Consider the following 16,114-nt stretch of genomic DNA (forward strand, 5'->3'; position numbering starts at 1 on the left):
GCCACGGCTCGGGGCCGGCTGGTGCGGAGAAACCCCTGGTGGCGTGGGAGCGAAGGCTAGTTCGCCGGCGTTTCGACGACGTTAACCGGCGGGCCTTCGGCGCGCCTTGGCCGTCAGGTGGTGCCGGGGCGGCGGTGCTCGGCCGCGATGCCGAAGCGGTGCCGCTCCTGCGGCGGGGAGGCGGAGACCTCGCGGACGCCGGAGACGGAGCTGATCACCGGCTCGTCCCGCTCCGCCGCCTGCGCGTCGAGCGCTTCGAGACGCTCCAGGTCGGCGGCGGAGACGAGTGCGACGAGTGGTTTGCCGTGCCGGGTCACCACGACCCGCTCACTGCCGTAGACCACCCGGTTGATCAGGTCGGCGAGCTCAGCCCTGGCTTGCGTCACCGGAATCTCGTAGGCCATGAGCCCATTCTAACGTCACGTACATCCTGTACATTTTTTACAGAAGCGGGGCCGCCAGTGGTCCCGCCGCTCAGGAGGGGTGTGCCATGACCCGACCGAACGCCCGACATGTCCTGCCCGAGTTCACCGAGCGCGACGGAGGGATCCGCCGCACGCTCGACCCGTACGCCAAGCTGTTCGAGCACCGGATCGTGCTGCTGGGCACGCCGCTCGACGACGCGGCGGCCACGGATGTGATCGCCCAGCTGATGCAGCTGGAACACGCCGCCCCGGACCGGGACATCACCCTGTACCTGAACTGCCCCGGCGGCGACTTCCACGCCATGACGGCGGTGTACGACACGATGCGCTACGTCGGCTGCGACGTGGAGACGTACTGCCTGGGCCAGGCCGTCTCGGTGGCCGCCGTGCTGCTCGCGGCCGGGACGCCCGGCAAGCGGTTCGCGCTGCCCGGCTCGCGGGTGGTGCTGCGCCAGCCGGAGCTGGCCGAGCCGGTGCAGGGTCAGCCGAGCGATCTGGAGATCGAGGCGGCGGAACTGGTGCGGACCCGGGAGCTGATGGAGGAGCTGCTCGTCCGGCACACCGGCCGGGACGCCGCCACCGTCCACGCCGGCCTGGAGCGCGAGCGGGTGCTGGACGCCACCGGCGCCCTGGAGCACGGCCTGGTCGACGGGATCGTGGGCGCCCGTGAGAACCTGCCCGGCGGCCGGTGAGCCGCCCTTGCTGCCGGAGGAGCTGCCGCCGCTGCCCGCACTGACCCGGGCCGAGGGCGAGTTGATCGACCGTTACCTGGAGGCGGCCGACCTGCTGGGCCGGATCAACCCGGCCCGGCAGGGGGACACGTACCGGGCGCTGAGGGCCGCGCAGGCGCTGGTGCGCACGACGGCCGCACTCCGCGACGCGCTCGCGCTGATGCACGAACGGGGCGAACGGGAGCTGTACGGGGGCACGCTGGCACACGCGCTGCGGGTGCTGGACGGTGAGCGCCGCACCGCGCGCGTCGCGCTCCCGCCCGATGCCGTGGGCTGACCCGGACACCGCCGGGGGCCGTACGGGGGCCCGGCGTGTCGTCCGCCGAGCCGAAACGGGCCGAACGTGCTACCGCCGACCGGTGTATCTCCGGGCCCGTTTCCGGGCCCGCCGAGTTGCGCGCCAGGCGCCCGGCGGGCCACCGCACGGCCATGGAAGCCCAGGTCCGGGACTGTGGACGAGAGTTGACGGCGACTCGGACACACCCCTGTCCACCCGAACGGGTGAGTGGTGAGTAACACCACAAACCCCCGATTCCATTGGGTTTTTCGGACAGGAGTGGGCCAAGATCCCTGACTGACGACAAGACCCCGCCACAACGGCAGGGCGCATCCGGGCGGACGCCGAGTCCTGCCGCCACCCGGATGACCGGTCGACAGAAGTGCATCGGCAGGAGTGGAGGACCCGAGCAAGCCGGGTCGCCGGGACGGATGTCCGCGAGGAGCGGACGATCGTGCCGAGCAACCCTTGGGGTGAAGCCGTGGTGACACGGCCGGGCAACTTCGCCAGCCCGAATCCGACAGGTCATCCTTCACAGGCGGCTGACGAAGGGTTGCGCATGACTGCGCTCAATCGTGTCCCGTCGCTGATGGCTCGGGCCGGCACCGCCTCGGCCCTCACCCTCGCCGCCGTGGGCGGCTCCATCATGGTGCCGGGGCTGGCCACCGACGCCTCCGCCGCGACCACCGCGTCGAAGGCACTGAAGGTCGCGGCGTCCAAGAAGGGCGCCCCCTACCGCTACGGAGCCACCGGGCCGGGCCGGTTCGACTGCTCGGGCCTGACGCTGTACTCGTTCAAGAAGGCCGGCAAGAAGCTGCCGCGCACGGCCGCGCAGCAGTACAACAAGACGCACCACATTTCCTCGAGCCGTCGCAAGGCCGGTGACCTGGTCTTCTTCCACTCGGGGTCCAGCGTCTACCACGTCGGCATCTACGCCGGTAAGGGCAAGATCTGGCACGCGCCGAAGACCGGGGACGTGGTGCGGCTCCAGAAGATCTGGACCAAGAGCGTCTGGTACGGCCGGGTCAACTAGCGAGGGCGGCCGGGAGCGGTCCCCACGGCGTACCCACGCCCCCGGGGCCGTTCCCGGACTCAGCGGGCCGGAGAGGGCTCCGGGCGGGCCGTGGCGGGCCGCGGCCGGCCCGGGACGCACCAGGGCAGCTCGACGAAGACCGTCTTGCCGCCCTCACGGGTCGGGCGGACCCGCAGCTTGCCGCCGCACTCGACGGTGAGACACCGGATGATGGCCATGCCGCGCCCGTTGTCCTGGGCGACGGCGGCCGGGAGTCTCTTCGGCATCCTCGGATGGCTGTCCGTCACGCCGATGAGCAACAGCTCGTCGCGGGCCAGTACGACGTCCACGGTGAAGGTGGGCGACTGGCCCCGGGTGTGCTGGACGGCGTTGGTGGCCAGCTCGGAGACGATGAGGCGCACGGTGTCGGTGACCTCGTCGTCCGCGGGGAGCCCCCAGCTCGCCAGGGTGCCCACCACGTAGGACCTGGCCGTGCGGACCGAGGCCGGATCGCTCGGCAGAGTGATGGATGCTTCCAGATGGTCTGCCATGGCGAAGTCGTCCCTTTCCCACGGGCGGCCCGCCGACCTCCCCCGGCCCGCGCGACGACGTGGGGCGGAGGGTTCGGGCACGGTCCCGCTCTGGTGCCTGCACGTCAGCCTGCCATTACGGAAGCGGTCCGGTGAACCAACCCCCCAGATACGCGGACATCTGTCGCTCAACGGGGTGAACTCTGCGACGCGAGACCGTATTTGACGGGGTTTTTACCGCCCTCAGCAGGGCCGGACGGCGGTGATGACCCTTACGGCCCGTTCGATGTCCGCCTCCGAGAGGTCCGCGCGGGCGGTCAGCCGCAGCCGGGAGACGCCGTCCGGGACGGACGGCGGGCGGAAGCAGCCGACCGACAGCCCCTGGGTACGGCAGTCGGCGGCCCAGCGCACGGCGGCGTCGGGGGACGGTGCCCGTACGGAGACCACGGCCGCGTCCGGGCGTACCGCCGCGAGGCCCTCGGCGGTGAGCCGGGCGTGCAGTTCGGCGGCGACCGCGCGGACGCGCGCCGGGCGCTCCGGTTCGCGCCGGAGCAGGCGCAGCGCGGCAAGCGCGGCCCCGGCGGCCGCGGGGGCGAGGCCGGTGTCGAAGATGAACGTCCGCGCGGTGTTGACCAGATGGCCGATCACCCGCGCCGGCCCCAGCACCACCCCGCCCTGGCTGCCCAGCGACTTGGACAGCGTGGCCGTGGCCACCACGTCGGCCGCACCCGCGAGCCCGGCCGCGTGGGCCGCGCCCCGGCCGCCCTCCCCCAGGACGCCCAGGCCGTGGGCGTCGTCCACGACCAGTCCGGCACCGTGTTCCCGGCAGGCTTCGGCCAGCGAGCGCAGGGGGGCCGCGTCACCGTCGACGGAGAACACCGTGTCGGAGACGGCGATCGCCTCCCCCTGATGGGTCGCCAGAGCCTTGGTCACGGCCTCCGGGTCGGCGTGTCCCACGACCTGGGTGGTGGCGCGCGCGAGGCGGCAGCCGTCGATCAGGGAGGCGTGGTTGCCCGCGTCGGAGACGATCAGCGAGCCGTGCGGGCCGAGCGCGGTGACGGCGGCGAGATTGGCCGCGTAGCCGGAGGACAGCACGAGGGCCGCCTCGAAGCCGCAGAACTCGGCGAGCTCGGTCTCCAGGCGGGTGTGCAGCTCCGTGGTGCCGGTGACCAGCCGGGAGCCGGTGGCCCCGCCGCCCCAGGTCCGGGCCGCCGCGGCCGCGCCCTCGACGACCTCGGGGTGGCGGGCCAGGCCCAGGTAGTCGTTGCTCGCCAGGTCCAGCAGGGGCGAGTCGGCGGGCCGGGGGCGCAGGGTCCGCAGGAGTCCGGCGCGGCGGCGCGCCTCGGCCTGCTCGTCGATCCAGCCGAACGCCATGGCTCCTCCGTGGGCTTGCTCTGGTGGGCGCTTTTGTAGACAACAGACAGACACTAGCGGCGCGGAGAGCCGCCCATGATGTGGCAATACCCACACGGTGAACCTCGGTCCTTGTGCGAAGTCTCCTTGGCCCCGAGCGGTCGGGTAGGACAGGATCAAGCCTCATGGACCTGCTGAACACGCTGGTGGACAAGGGACTGCGGCGCGAGACGCCGACCCGCGAGGAAGCGCTCGCCGTGCTCGCCACCTCCGACGACGACCTGCTCGATGTGGTGACCGCGGCTGCCAAGGTGCGGCGGCACTGGTTCGGCCGCAGGGTGAAACTCAACTATCTGGTCAACCTCAAGTCGGGCCTGTGCCCGGAGGACTGCTCCTACTGCTCGCAGCGGCTGGGCTCCACGGCGGGCATCCTCAAGTACACCTGGCTCAAGCCCGACCAGGCGTCCGAGGCGGCGGCCGCGGGGCTCGCCGGGGGCGCCAAGCGGGTGTGCCTGGTGGCGTCCGGGCGCGGGCCCACCGACCGGGACGTGGACCGGGTCTCCGACACCATCAAGGCCATCAAGGAACGGCACGAGGACGTCGAGGTGTGCGCCTGCCTCGGTCTGCTCTCCGACGGCCAGGCGGAGCGGCTGCGCGCGGCGGGCGCCGACGCCTACAACCACAACCTCAACACCTCCGAGGCGACCTACGGCGACATCACCTCCACCCACACCTACGCCGACCGGGTGGACACGGTGCACAAGGCGCACGCGGCCGGGCTGTCCGCCTGCTCGGGTCTGATCGCGGGCATGGGTGAGCGCGACGAGGACCTGGTGGACGTGGTGTTCGCGCTGCGCGAGCTGGACCCGGACTCCGTTCCGGTGAACTTCCTGATCCCGTTCGAGGGCACCCCGCTGGCCAAGGAGTGGAACCTCACCCCGCAGCGGTGTCTGCGCATCCTGGCGATGGTCCGCTTCGTCTGCCCGGACGTGGAGGTGCGGATCGCGGGCGGCCGGGAGGTGCACCTGCGCTCGCTCCAGCCGCTCGCGCTGCACCTGGCCAACTCGATCTTCCTCGGGGACTACCTGACCAGCGAGGGCCAGGCGGGCAAGGCCGACCTGGAGATGATCGCGGACGCCGGGTTCGAGGTGGAGGGCGCGGACGAGGTGACGCTGCCGGCACACCGGGCGGCGGCCGCCGGAGGCGGCTGCGGGCCGGGCGCGGAGCAGGCCGGGTGCGGGTCGCACGCCGGGGGCGGCGTCTGCGGTACGGCCCCGGTCGCGGCCGACGCGCCCGCCTCCGCCGGGCCGCGTACCGATCTGGTCGCCGTGCGCCGCCGGGGTGCCGGGACGGACCTCGCGCCCAATGCCTGATCCGGGTACGGCCGAGCTGCTGGAACTGGACCGGCGGCATGTGTGGCATCCGTACGGTCCGATGCCGGGCCGGAGCGAACCGCTCGTGGTGGAGTCGGCGAGCGGGGTCCGGCTGCGGCTGGCGGACGGCGCGGAGCTGGTCGACGGCATGTCCTCCTGGTGGTCGGCGATCCACGGGTACCGCCACCCGGTGCTGGACGAGGCGGCACGCGAACAGCTGGGGCGGATGAGCCATGTGATGTTCGGCGGACTCACCCACGAGCCCGCCGTACGGCTGGCGAAGCTCCTTGTCGACATGTCGCCCGAGGGGCTCGAGCACGTCTTCCTCGCGGACTCCGGGTCGGTGTCCGTCGAGGTGGCCGTCAAGATGTGCCTCCAGTACTGGCGTTCGCTCGGCCGACCCGGCAAGCGGCGCCTGCTGACTTGGCGCGGCGGCTACCACGGCGACACCTGGCACCCCATGTCGGTGTGCGATCCGGAGGGCGGCATGCACGGGTTGTGGTCCGGCGCGCTGCCCCGCCAGGTGTTCGCGGACGCGCCGCCCGCCGCCTACGAGGAGGCGTACGCGGAGCATCTGCGGTCCATGATCGAGCGGCACGCGGACGAACTGGCCGCGGTGATCGTGGAGCCGGTGGTGCAGGGCGCGGGCGGGATGCGGTTCCACTCCCCCGCGTATCTGCGCGTGTTGCGCGAGGCGTGCGACGCGCACGACGTGCTGCTGGTGTTCGACGAGATCGCCACCGGCTTCGGACGTACGGGCGCGCTGTTCGCGGCGGAGCACGCCGGGGTCTCGCCCGATGTGATGTGTGTGGGCAAGGCGCTGACCGGCGGTTATCTCACACTGGCGGCCACCTTGTGCACCACCCGGGTGGCCGACGGCATCTCCCGCGGCGAGGTGCCGGTGCTCGCGCACGGGCCGACCTTCATGGGCAACCCGCTGGCCGCCCACGTGGCCTGCGCCTCCGTCGAACTGCTGCTCGGGCAGGACTGGCGGGGTGAGGTCAAGCGGATCGAGGCCGGTCTGCGGGAGGGTCTGGCCGGGGCCGCGGAGCTGCCCGGTGTCCGGGACGTGCGCGTGCTGGGCGCCATCGGTGTGGTCCAGCTCGACCACGAGGTGGACATGGCGGCCGCGACGCGGGCCGCCGTGCGGGAGGGCGTGTGGCTGCGCCCCTTCCGCGACCTGGTCTACACGATGCCGCCGTACGTCACGGACGACGCGGACGTGGCACGGATCGCGCGCGCGGTGTGCGCCGCGGCGCGGGAGGGATGACATGCCGGTACTGGTGATCACGGGCACGGGCACGGAGATCGGCAAGACGATGGTGACGGCCGCCGTGGCGGCCGCCGCCCTCGCGGCCGGCCGCTCGGTGGCCGTCCTGAAGCCCGCGCAGACGGGCGTACGGCCGGACGAGCGCGGCGACGCGGACGAGGTGGCCCGCCTCGCGGGTCCGGTCACGTCCCGTGAACTGGCCCGCTACCCCGACCCCTTGGCCCCCGTCACGGCCGCCCGCCGCTGCGGTCTCCCGCCGGTCCACCCCCAGGACGTGGCCGAGGCCGCCGCCAAGCTCGCCACCGACCACGACCTGGTCCTGGTGGAGGGCGCGGGCGGCCTCCTGGTCCGCTTCGACCCCGCGGGCGGCACCCTGGCCGACGCCGCGGCCCTCTTGAACGCCCCGGTCCTCGTGGTGGCCCCGGCGGGCCTGGGCACGCTGAACGCGACGGAACTGACGGCCCGCGAACTGAAGCGCCGGGAGCTGGAGTTGACGGGCGTGGTGATCGGGTCCTGGCCCTCCGAGCCGGACCTCGCCACCCGCTGCAACGTCACCGACCTCCCGGAGGTCGCCGGAGCCCCCCTCCTCGGCGCTCTCCCCCAGGGCACGGGCACCCTGCCCCCGGCGGACTTCCGCCACCGGGCCCCGGCCTGGCTGTCCCCCCGCCTGTGGGGGACGTGGGACGCGGACGGGTTCCGGGAACGGGAGGGGACAGGGTAGGAACGTACGGATTCCTCCCCTCCCGCATCCGCCGCTCCACCGATTGCCGAACACCGTTTCAGGTGTGGTTCGGGTCACACTAGGCTCGGGCCCTGGCCGTGGAGCCGGGATGTCGAGGCGATGGGGAGTGCATCTTGTTCACATCTGCTGCTCAGGACGCGCCGGGTGCGGTGCCGGGCCGGGGAACGGTGGCGCGGGCCCGGGGGCTGACCAAGGCGTACGGCACCGGGGAGACGGCCGTGGTCGCACTGGACTCGGTGGACGTGGACATCGCGCGCGGGCGGTTCACCGCCGTGATGGGGCCCTCCGGGTCGGGGAAGTCGACGCTGATGCACTGCCTGGCCGGGCTGGACACGGTCTCGGCCGGGCAGGTGTGGCTCGGGGACACCGAGATCACGGGGCTGAAGGACGGCGAGCTGACCAGGCTGCGCCGGGACCGGATCGGGTTCGTCTTCCAGTCGTTCAATCTGATCCCCACCCTGACGGCGGCGGAGAACATCACCCTGCCGATGGACATCGCGGGCCGTAAGCCCGAGCCCGGCTGGGTGGACCAGGTGATCGACAGGCTGGGACTGCGGGACCGGCTCGGGCACCGCCCGGCCCAGTTGTCAGGTGGCCAGCAGCAGCGTGTCGCCTGCGCGCGGGCGCTGGCCTCGCAGCCGGAGCTGATCTTCGCGGACGAGCCCACCGGCAACCTGGACTCCCGCTCGGGCCTGGAGGTGCTGGGCTTCCTGCGCAGCGCGGTGGACGACCTCGGGCAGAGCGTGGTCATGGTGACCCACGACCCCGGCGCCGCCGCCCACTCCGACCTCGTGCTGTTCCTGGGCGACGGCCGGATCGTGGACCGTATGGAGCGGCCCACGGCGGACACCGTGCTGGAGCGGATGAAGGCGTTCGACGTGGTCCGGGGCCGGCTCGGCGACGACGCCGTGGCGCGGGAGGACTGAACCCCCGTGCTCAAGGCGACCCTGAGAAGTTTCCTCGCGCACAAGGGGCGGCTGGCGCTCTCCGCGCTCGCCGTCGTGCTGTCCGTGGCCTTCGTCTCGGGGAGCCTGATCTTCTCCGACACGGTGACCCGCACCTTCGACCGGCTGTTCGCCTCCACGGCGGCGGACGTCACGGTGGGCCCGAAGCAGGACCTCCGCTCCCCGGTGCCGGGCGGCGCGACACTGACGGTGCCCGCGGACCTCGCCGGCCGGGTGGCGAAGGCCCCCGGTGTCGCCTCGGCGCACGCGGACGTGTCGGTGCAGAACGTCACGGTGACCGACAGCCGCGACCGGTCCGTCGGCCCGACCACCGGCGCCCCGACGATCGCCACCTCCTGGCACCTGACCGACCGCAGCCCGGTGGAGCTGACCTCGGGTCATGCCCCGCGCGGCGCGGACCAGGCCCTGCTGGACGCGGACACCGCGGGCAAGAAGCATGTGGGCATCGGCGACACGCTGACCGTGCAGGCCCAGCCGGGCACGTTCCGGGTGCGGGTCGTGGGCATCGCCACCTTCCGCACCACCAACCCCGGCGCCGCGCTGGTCTTCCTGGACCAGGCCACGGCCGGGAAGCAGTTGCTGGGCTCGGCGGGCAAGGCCACCTCCATCTCGGTGGAGGCGGCACCGGGCGTCACCCACCCGGAGCTGAAGAACCGGGTCGCCGCCGCGATCGGCAGCGGTGGTTACGAGCTGCGGACCGCCGCCGAACAGGCCAAGTCGGCGGCGGCGAACCTCGGCGGATTCCTCGACGTGATCAAGTACGTGATGCTGGGCTTCGCCGGGATCGCGGTGCTCGTCGGCATCTTCCTGATCGTCAACACCTTCTCCATGCTGATCGCCCAGCGCACCCGTGAACTCGGCCTGCTGCGGGCGCTGGGCGCGGACCGGCGTCAGGTGCGGCGCTCGGTGCTGCTGGAGGCGCTGCTGCTCGGCGTGGTGGGCTCCACGCTGGGCCTCGCGGCCGGGATCGGGATGGCGTACGGGCTGATCCGGCTGATGAGCCTGTTCGGGATGAACCTGAAGGCCACCGAGATGGTGATCGGCTGGGGCACGCCGGTGGCCGCGTACGTGGTCGGGGTGGGCGTCACCTTCGTCGCCGCGTACCTCCCGGCGCGGCGGGCGGCGACGGTGTCGCCGATGGCGGCGCTGTCGGACGCGGAGATCGCCGGGGTGGACAAGCCGCTGACCGGCCGGGCCGTCGCGGGCGCGGTCATGGGCGTGGCCGGGGCGGCGGCGCTGGCCGGGTGCGTGGCGGCGACGAAGGCGGCTCCGGCGGCCGCGCTGCTGGGGCTGGGCGTCGTGCTGACGCTGATCGCCATGGTGATCGCCGGGCCGCTGCTGGTGCGGCCGGTGATCCGGGTGCTGGGCGCGGCCTTCCCCTCGCTGTTCGGTTCGGTGGGCCGGATGAGCCAGCGCAACGCACTGCGCAACCCGCGCCGTACGGGTGCCACGGCGGCGGCACTGATGGTGGGCCTGGCGCTGGTCGGCGGGATGTCGGTGGCGAGCGCCTCGATGTCGGCCTCGTTCGACCGGCAGATCGACCGCACGCTGGGCGCGGACTTCATCGTGCAGAGCGCCAACTTCAGCCCGTTCAGCGCCGATGTGCGGCGCACGGTGCGGGGGACGGAGGGCGTCGGGCTGGTCGTACCGCAGCGGATCACGCCGCTCGCGGTGCGGATGCCGGACGGCAGACGGGTGCAGACGGCCGCCTCCGCCTACGGCCCGCGTCTGGACGACGTCGTGCACCTCACCTACGCGAGTGGCGGTACCGGGGCCGCGCTGGCGGACGGCCGGCTGGCGATGGACGCCAAGTTCGCGCAGGGTCACGGAGCGCGGCTGGGAAGCACGCTGCCCGTCGAATTCCCCGGCGGCAAGGTGGCCCGGCTGACGGTCGGCGCGCTCACCAATCTGGAGTCGCCGGAGGGCTTCGGCACGCAGGGCGGCATCTTCCTGGGCCTCGGCACGGTGGACAAGTACGTCCCCGGCGGCCAGGACTCGGTGCTCTACGTCAACGCCGCCCCCGGCACCGACGCGGCCGGCCTGCGGGCGAGCCTGACATCGGCGCTCAAGCCGTATCCGCAGCTCCAGGTCCGCGACCAGGCCGACTACAAGAAGCTGGTACACGACCAGATCTCGGTGCTGCTGTACCTGGTGTACGCGCTGCTCGGGCTGGCGATCGTCATCGCGGTGCTCGGCGTGGTCAACACCCTGGCGCTGTCGGTGGTGGAGCGCACCCGCGAGATCGGGCTGCTGCGGGCGATCGGGCTGAGCCGGCGGCAGTTGCGCCGCATGATCCGGCTGGAGTCGGTGGTGATCGCGGTGTTCGGCGCGGTCCTCGGGCTGGCGCTGGGGCTGGTGTGGGGCGTGTGCGGTCAGCAGGTGCTGGCGCTGCGCGGGCTGAAGGAGCTGCAGGTGCCCTGGGGCACCATCGTCGCCGTGATGATCGCTTCGGCGGTGGTGGGCGTGGTGGCTGCCCTGTTCCCGGCGCTGCGGGCGTCGCGGATGAACGTACTGACCGCCATCGCCCACGAGTGAGGGCCCCGGTCCGGTGGCGGGTTTCCGCCCGGCACGGCACGGTATAGATGGTCCGTACCGCGTGAACTGCAAGGGGGCGCGTCCCGGCGCGGACTTCGGGCTCCCTCGCGGGTCCGCGCGTCTTCCAGGCCCGGCCGGCCACCCAGGTACCGCGTCCCCCAGCCGAAAAGGGATGCGCCATGACCACCAACACCAGCGACGGGCAGGTCGGCTTCGCCGATCTCGCACTGGCCCCCGAGATCCAGCGGGCGCTGGCCGCGCTCGGCTACGAGGAGCCCACCCCGATCCAGCAGGAGGCCATCCCGCCCCTGCTGGAGGGCAACGACCTGCTGGGACAGGCGGCCACCGGCACCGGCAAGACCGCCGCGTTCGCGCTGCCGGTGATCCAGCGCATCGCCGCCGAGGGCAAGGGCAAGGGGCCCAGCGCGCTGGTGCTGGTGCCGACCCGCGAGCTGGCCATCCAGGTCTCGGAGGCCGTACACCGCTACGGCACCGACCTCGGCGTCCGCGTCCTGCCGGTCTACGGCGGCCAGCCCATCGGCCGCCAGCTCCGGGAACTCCAGCGCGGTGTGGACGTGGTGGTGGCGACGCCGGGCCGCGCGCTGGACCACATCGCGCGCGGCACGCTGCCCCTCGGCGGCCTGCGCACGGTCGTGCTGGACGAGGCCGACGAGATGCTGGACATGGGGTTCGCGGAGGACATCGACTCGATCCTGGAGAACGTGCCGGAGGAGCGGCAGACGGTGCTGTTCTCGGCGACGATGCCCTCGCGGATCGACTCCATGGCGCGCAAGCACCTCAGCGACCCGGTGCGGGTGCGGATCGAGCGGGAGGCCCCGGCGCCGGGCGAGGCGCCGCGCGTCCGGGAGTCGGCGTACATCGTGGGGCGGGCGCAGAAGGCGGCCGCTCTGGGGCGGCTGCTGGACGTGGAGTCCCCGGAGGCGGCGATCGTGTTCTGCCGCACCCGCGACCAGGTCGACCAGCTCTCCGAGACCCTCAACGGCCGCGGCTACCGCGCGGAGGCGCTGCACGGCGGGCTGAGCCAGGAGCAGCGGGACCGGGTGATGGGCAGGCTGCGCGGCGGCACGGCGGACCTGCTGGTCGCCACCGACGTCGCGGCGCGCGGCATCGACGTCGAGCACCTCACGCATGTGATCAATTACGACGTGCCCTCGGCACCGGAGTCGTACGTGCACCGCATCGGCCGGGTCGGGCGCGCGGGCCGTGAGGGCGTGGCGATCACGCTCGCGGAGCCCCGCGAGTCCCGGATGCTGAAGGCGATCGAGCGGGCGACCGGCCGGAAGGTGCCGCTGGAGAAGGTGCCCACGGTGGCGGACCTGCGGGCCAGGCGGCTGGAGCTGACGCGGGCCGCGCTGCAGGAGAGCCTGCTGGAGGACGGGGACCTGGAGCGGTTCCGGGTGGTGGTGGAGACCCTCGGGGACGAGTTCGACGTGATGGACGTGGCGCTGGCGGCGGTGAAGCTGGCCCACGAGTCGGGCGGCGCGGCCTTCGACGAGGAGGAGATCCCGGAGCTGGCGCCCAGGGACCGCGACCGCGGCGACCGGGGCCGGGGCGGCGACCGCGACCGGGGCCAGCGCGGACGGCCGCGCGGCCGCACCTCGCCGGGCATGACCCGCCTGTTCGTCGGCGCCGGACGCAGCGCGGGCGTACGGCCGCAGGACCTCGTCGGCGCCATCGCCGGCGAGACCCGCCTGAGCGGCCGGGACATCGGCGCCATCGAGATCGCGGACCGCTTCTCCCTGGTGGAGGTCCCCGAGGAGGCGGCGGACGACGTCGTACGCGCCATGCGCGGCGCCAACGTCAAGGGCCGCCGGGCCCAGGTGCGCCGGGAGCGGGACCAGTCCCGCTGAACGTCCGGACGCCCGGTCTCACGTACCGGAAACCTCCTGGTCCGGTGATCGGGTGGTCTGCTTGGCTCGGGGCATGAGTGATCCGAGCATCCGGCACGCCCTGCCCGCCGACATCGACGCCGTGCTGGCGTTCTGGGGCGAGGCCGCCGAGGGGACGAGCATCAGCGACGACCACGCCGGGGTGGCCCGGCTGATCGAGCGGGACCCTGAGGCCCTGCTCCTGGCGGAGCTGGACGGAGTGCTGGCCGGCACGGTCATCGCGGGCTTCGACGGCTGGCGGTGCTCGGTCTACCGGCTCGCGGTGCACCCCGGCCATCGCCGCCGGGGCATCTCGCGGGCGCTGCTGGCGGCGGCCGAGGACCGGTTCGCCGCGCTGGGCGGGCGCCGCGTGGACGCGATGGTGCTGGTGCGCAACGAGACGGCGCACCATGCCTGGAGCGCGGCGGGGTACGGGCCGGAGGAGAAGTGGCGTCGCTGGGTCAAGCCGCTGAACGGCTGAACCCACGAGCGCCGCTTTGCTGATCCTTTACCATTGGGGCAGCACCTCGGCACTCGATGAAAGGTTGTGAGCGTCCACTCATGGGCGACCCTGCCGGTCCGCATCACCGACATCGCGCGGTCCTTCCCGTCCTGACCGATCCTGGGACGGAGGTGACCCGATGACCGAAGTGCTCCTCCTGCTGGTGGCGATCCTGCTCTCGCTCGCCTGCGGCGCCTTCGTAGCGGCCGAGTTCTCGCTGACCACGGTCGAGCGCGGCGAACTGGAGCGGGCCGCGGCGAAGGGTGAGACCGGCGCCCAGGGTGCGCTGAAGGCCGTACGCCAGCTCACCTTCCAGCTCTCCGGCGCGCAGCTCGGCATCACCGTGACCAACCTGGTCGTCGGCATGCTGGCCGAGCCGTCCATCGGGGCGCTGCTCTCCGGGCCGTTCCGGGCGATGGGCCTCTCCGGGGCGTCGGCCCGCACGGCCGCGCTGGTGCTGGGCACCGCCCTGTCGACGGTGTTCCTGATGGTCGTCGGCGAACTGGTGCCGAAGAACTGGGCGATCTCCTCGCCGCTGGCCGTGGCCAAGCGGGTGGGCACCCCGCTGCGCTGGTTCAGCCTGGCCTTCCGCCCCTTCATCACCCACCTCAACAACACCGCCAACCGGGTTGTACGCCGCCTCGGCCTGGAGCCCGCCGAGGAACTGGCCTCCGCGCGCGGCCCGCAGGAACTGGTGGCGCTCGCCCGGCACTCCGCCAAGGCGGGCGCGCTGGAGCCGGACACCGCCGAACTGTTCGTGCGCACACTGAACCTGGCGGACCTGTCGGCGGAGAACGTGATGACCCCCCGGGTCCAGGTCGTCGCCCTCGACACCCTGGCCACGTGCGAGGACGTGGCGAACGCGACGCGGGCCACCGGCCTCTCCCGCTTCCCGGTGTACCGGGGCAACCTGGACTCGGTCGTCGGTGTCGCCCACATCAAGGACGTACTGGCGCTGCCCGCCGAGGACCGGCCGGTCCGCTCGGTCACCCAGATCATGCGCGAACCCCTGCTGGTCCCGGAGTCCCTGACCGTGGACCGCCTGCTGGACCGGCTGTCCGGCCGGCGCACCATGGCCGTCGTCATAGACGAGTACGGCGGCACGGCGGGCGTGGCCACGCTGGAGGACATCGTCGAGGAGGTGGTCGGCGAGGTCCGCGACGAGCACGACCCGCACGAGACTCCCGACCTGGCCCCGGCCGGCACCGACGACCAGGGCCGCACCCTGTACTCGGCGGACGGCGCGGCCCGCACCGACCAACTGGCGCGGGTGGGCCTGAGGGTGCCCGACGGCCCGTACGAGACGCTGGCCGGGCTGATCGCCACCGAGCTGGGCCGTATCCCGGAGGCCGGCGACAGCCTGGACGTCGACGGCTGGCGCCTTGACGTGGTGGACGCCTCCGGGCACCGGGCCGCGCGGGTGCTGCTGCACGCGCCGGTGAAGGAACCGGACGGCAGCCACGCCGACGAGCCGACGGGGAGGGCGCGATGACCGCCGTACAGATTCTGATCGGTCTGGCGACCCTGGTCGTCAACGCCTTCTTCGTGGGCGCCGAGTTCGCGCTGATCTCGGTGCGCCGCTCGCAGGTGGAGCCGCTGGCCATGGAGGGCGACAAGCGGGCCCGGCGGGTGCTGTGGGGGCTGGAGCACGTGTCGGCGCTGCTGGCGGCCGCGCAGCTCGGCATCACCCTGTGCACGCTGGTCCTCGGTGTGGTCGCGGAGCCGGCCATCGCGCATCTGCTGGAGCCGGTGTTCCACGCGGTCGGGGTGCCCCCGGGGGCGGGGCACGCGGTGTCGTTCGTGATCGCGCTGACCCTGGCCACCTATCTGCACATGCTGCTGGGCGAGATGGTGCCCAAGAACATCGCGCTGGCCGAGCCGGTGCGCACCGCGCTGCTGCTCGGACCGCCGCTGGTGGCGCTGGCCCGTGCGCTGCGGCCGGTGATCTTCGCCATCAACGCCTTCGCCAACGGCCTGCTGAAGCTGCTGCGGGTGGAGGTCAAGGACGAGGTGTCCGCGACCTTCACCGACACCGAGCTGGCCGAGATCGTCAAGGACGCCACGGAGGCGGGCCTGATCGACGACCGGGCGCAGGAGCGGCTGCACGACGCTCTCGAACTGGGCAGCCGCCCGGTCCGGGACGTGGTGGTGCCGCTGGAGCGGGTGGTCTACACGAGCGTCGGGGTCACCCCGGAGGAGTTGGAGCGGCTGTCGGCGGAGTCGGGGTTCTCCCGTTTCCCGGTGGTCGACGTGGGACGCCGGATCGTGGGCTACCTGCATGTGAAGGACGCGCTGGACGCCTCGCCGCGCGACGTGCCGTTCCGGCTGCGCGACATGCGGCCGATCGCGCGGGTGCGGGAGTCCTCCCCGCTGGACGACGTGCTCACCGCGATGCGCGGCAGCCGCACGCACGTGGCGGCGGCGATCGGCGCGGACGGCAGGCTGGCCGGGCTGGTGACCATGGAGGACGTGCTGCGGGAGCTGTTCGGGCAGCCCGCCTGAGCGGTGCC

15 protein-coding genes and 1 riboswitch are annotated in these 16,114 nt (G+C 72.9%); of the genes, 12 read left to right on the top strand and 3 right to left on the bottom strand.

The window, feature by feature from the left end:
- Positions 1-113: 113 nt before the first annotated feature.
- Entirely contained in the window at positions 114-404 is a 291-nt protein-coding gene (locus E5082_RS11260) for a type II toxin-antitoxin system Phd/YefM family antitoxin (protein WP_135791106.1), read from the bottom strand.
- Positions 405-490: 86 nt separating this feature from the next.
- Here E5082_RS11260 and E5082_RS11265 point away from each other — a divergent pair, with 86 nt between their 5' ends.
- The 3 genes from E5082_RS11265 (at position 491) to E5082_RS11275 (ending at position 2,466) form a co-directional block, all read left to right on the top strand.
- Entirely contained in the window at positions 491-1,117 is a 627-nt protein-coding gene (locus E5082_RS11265) for an ATP-dependent Clp protease proteolytic subunit (protein ID WP_135791107.1), read from the top strand.
- A 7-nt stretch (positions 1,118-1,124) separates the two neighbouring features.
- Positions 1,125-1,433: a hypothetical protein gene (locus E5082_RS11270; protein WP_135791237.1), complete on the top strand. Its 309-nt coding sequence runs from the start codon at positions 1,125-1,127 to the stop codon at positions 1,431-1,433.
- A 410-nt stretch (positions 1,434-1,843) separates the two neighbouring features.
- Positions 1,844-1,989, top strand: a riboswitch (cyclic di-AMP (ydaO/yuaA leader).
- A 3-nt stretch (positions 1,990-1,992) separates the two neighbouring features.
- Positions 1,993-2,466: a C40 family peptidase gene (locus tag E5082_RS11275; protein WP_086695303.1), complete on the top strand. Its 474-nt coding sequence runs from the start codon at positions 1,993-1,995 to the stop codon at positions 2,464-2,466.
- A 59-nt stretch (positions 2,467-2,525) separates the two neighbouring features.
- Here the strand turns inward: E5082_RS11275 and E5082_RS11280 are convergent, their stop codons facing one another.
- Both E5082_RS11280 and E5082_RS11285 read right to left on the bottom strand, forming a co-directional pair.
- Complete coding sequence (locus E5082_RS11280; RefSeq protein WP_135791108.1) at positions 2,526-2,996, bottom strand: ATP-binding protein; 471 nt, start codon at positions 2,994-2,996, stop codon at positions 2,526-2,528.
- Between the two features lie 222 nt (positions 2,997-3,218).
- On the bottom strand, positions 3,219-4,349 hold the full coding sequence (locus tag E5082_RS11285) for an 8-amino-7-oxononanoate synthase (RefSeq protein WP_135791109.1): 1,131 nt from the start codon (positions 4,347-4,349) through the stop codon (positions 3,219-3,221).
- A 164-nt stretch (positions 4,350-4,513) separates the two neighbouring features.
- Here E5082_RS11285 and bioB point away from each other — a divergent pair, with 164 nt between their 5' ends.
- From bioB to E5082_RS11330, 9 genes are all read left to right on the top strand, one after another.
- Entirely contained in the window at positions 4,514-5,701 is a 1,188-nt protein-coding gene (gene bioB / locus E5082_RS11290; RefSeq protein ID WP_135791110.1) for a biotin synthase BioB, read from the top strand.
- Positions 5,694-6,971, top strand: coding sequence for an adenosylmethionine--8-amino-7-oxononanoate transaminase (locus E5082_RS11295; protein WP_135791111.1), 1,278 nt, complete (start codon positions 5,694-5,696; stop codon positions 6,969-6,971). The genes bioB and E5082_RS11295 overlap by 8 nt, the downstream gene beginning before the upstream one ends.
- A gap of 1 nt (position 6,972) precedes the next feature.
- Entirely contained in the window at positions 6,973-7,692 is a 720-nt protein-coding gene (gene bioD / locus E5082_RS11300) for a dethiobiotin synthase (protein WP_135791112.1), read from the top strand.
- A gap of 134 nt (positions 7,693-7,826) precedes the next feature.
- Positions 7,827-8,639: an ABC transporter ATP-binding protein gene (locus tag E5082_RS11305; RefSeq protein ID WP_135791113.1), complete on the top strand. Its 813-nt coding sequence runs from the start codon at positions 7,827-7,829 to the stop codon at positions 8,637-8,639.
- Between the two features lie 6 nt (positions 8,640-8,645).
- Entirely contained in the window at positions 8,646-11,213 is a 2,568-nt protein-coding gene (locus E5082_RS11310) for an ABC transporter permease (RefSeq protein ID WP_135791114.1), read from the top strand.
- Positions 11,214-11,392: 179 nt separating this feature from the next.
- The gene (locus E5082_RS33410) at positions 11,393-13,084 is read left to right on the top strand and encodes a DEAD/DEAH box helicase (RefSeq protein WP_135791115.1); all 1,692 of its coding nucleotides are present in this window, start codon (positions 11,393-11,395) and stop codon (positions 13,082-13,084) included.
- 73 nt (positions 13,085-13,157) lie between these two features.
- The gene (locus E5082_RS11320) at positions 13,158-13,583 is read left to right on the top strand and encodes a GNAT family N-acetyltransferase (protein WP_135791116.1); all 426 of its coding nucleotides are present in this window, start codon (positions 13,158-13,160) and stop codon (positions 13,581-13,583) included.
- Between the two features lie 160 nt (positions 13,584-13,743).
- Positions 13,744-15,096 (top strand): hemolysin family protein, encoded by a 1,353-nt coding sequence (locus E5082_RS11325; RefSeq protein WP_135791117.1) that lies wholly within the window; start codon positions 13,744-13,746, stop codon positions 15,094-15,096.
- The gene (locus tag E5082_RS11330) at positions 15,093-16,106 is read left to right on the top strand and encodes a hemolysin family protein (protein ID WP_135791118.1); all 1,014 of its coding nucleotides are present in this window, start codon (positions 15,093-15,095) and stop codon (positions 16,104-16,106) included. The genes E5082_RS11325 and E5082_RS11330 overlap by 4 nt, the downstream gene beginning before the upstream one ends.
- The last annotated feature ends 8 nt before the right edge of the window (positions 16,107-16,114 follow it).

This window comes from Streptomyces griseoluteus, from assembly GCF_004784465.1.
In the GTDB taxonomy this organism is placed as follows: Bacteria; Actinomycetota; Actinomycetes; order Streptomycetales; family Streptomycetaceae; genus Streptomyces; species Streptomyces griseoluteus.

Excerpts from the sequence above, each read along its gene's own strand:
- E5082_RS11330 (WP_135791118.1), top strand. The coding sequence starts at position 15,093 with ATGACCGCCGTACAGATTCTGATCGGTCTGGCGACCCTGGTCGTCAAC.
- E5082_RS11295 (WP_135791111.1), top strand. The coding sequence starts at position 5,694 with ATGCCTGATCCGGGTACGGCCGAGCTGCTGGAACTGGACCGGCGGCAT.
- E5082_RS11320 (WP_135791116.1), top strand. The coding sequence starts at position 13,158 with ATGAGTGATCCGAGCATCCGGCACGCCCTGCCCGCCGACATCGACGCC.
- E5082_RS33410 (WP_135791115.1), top strand. The coding sequence starts at position 11,393 with ATGACCACCAACACCAGCGACGGGCAGGTCGGCTTCGCCGATCTCGCA.
- E5082_RS11265 (WP_135791107.1), top strand. The coding sequence starts at position 491 with ATGACCCGACCGAACGCCCGACATGTCCTGCCCGAGTTCACCGAGCGC.
- E5082_RS11275 (WP_086695303.1), top strand. The coding sequence starts at position 1,993 with ATGACTGCGCTCAATCGTGTCCCGTCGCTGATGGCTCGGGCCGGCACC.
- E5082_RS11280 (WP_135791108.1), bottom strand. The coding sequence starts at position 2,996 with ATGGCAGACCATCTGGAAGCATCCATCACTCTGCCGAGCGATCCGGCC.
- bioD (WP_135791112.1), top strand. The coding sequence starts at position 6,973 with ATGCCGGTACTGGTGATCACGGGCACGGGCACGGAGATCGGCAAGACG.
- E5082_RS11325 (WP_135791117.1), top strand. The coding sequence starts at position 13,744 with ATGACCGAAGTGCTCCTCCTGCTGGTGGCGATCCTGCTCTCGCTCGCC.
- E5082_RS11285 (WP_135791109.1), bottom strand. The coding sequence starts at position 4,349 with ATGGCGTTCGGCTGGATCGACGAGCAGGCCGAGGCGCGCCGCCGCGCC.
- E5082_RS11260 (WP_135791106.1), bottom strand. The coding sequence starts at position 404 with ATGGCCTACGAGATTCCGGTGACGCAAGCCAGGGCTGAGCTCGCCGAC.
- bioB (WP_135791110.1), top strand. The coding sequence starts at position 4,514 with ATGGACCTGCTGAACACGCTGGTGGACAAGGGACTGCGGCGCGAGACG.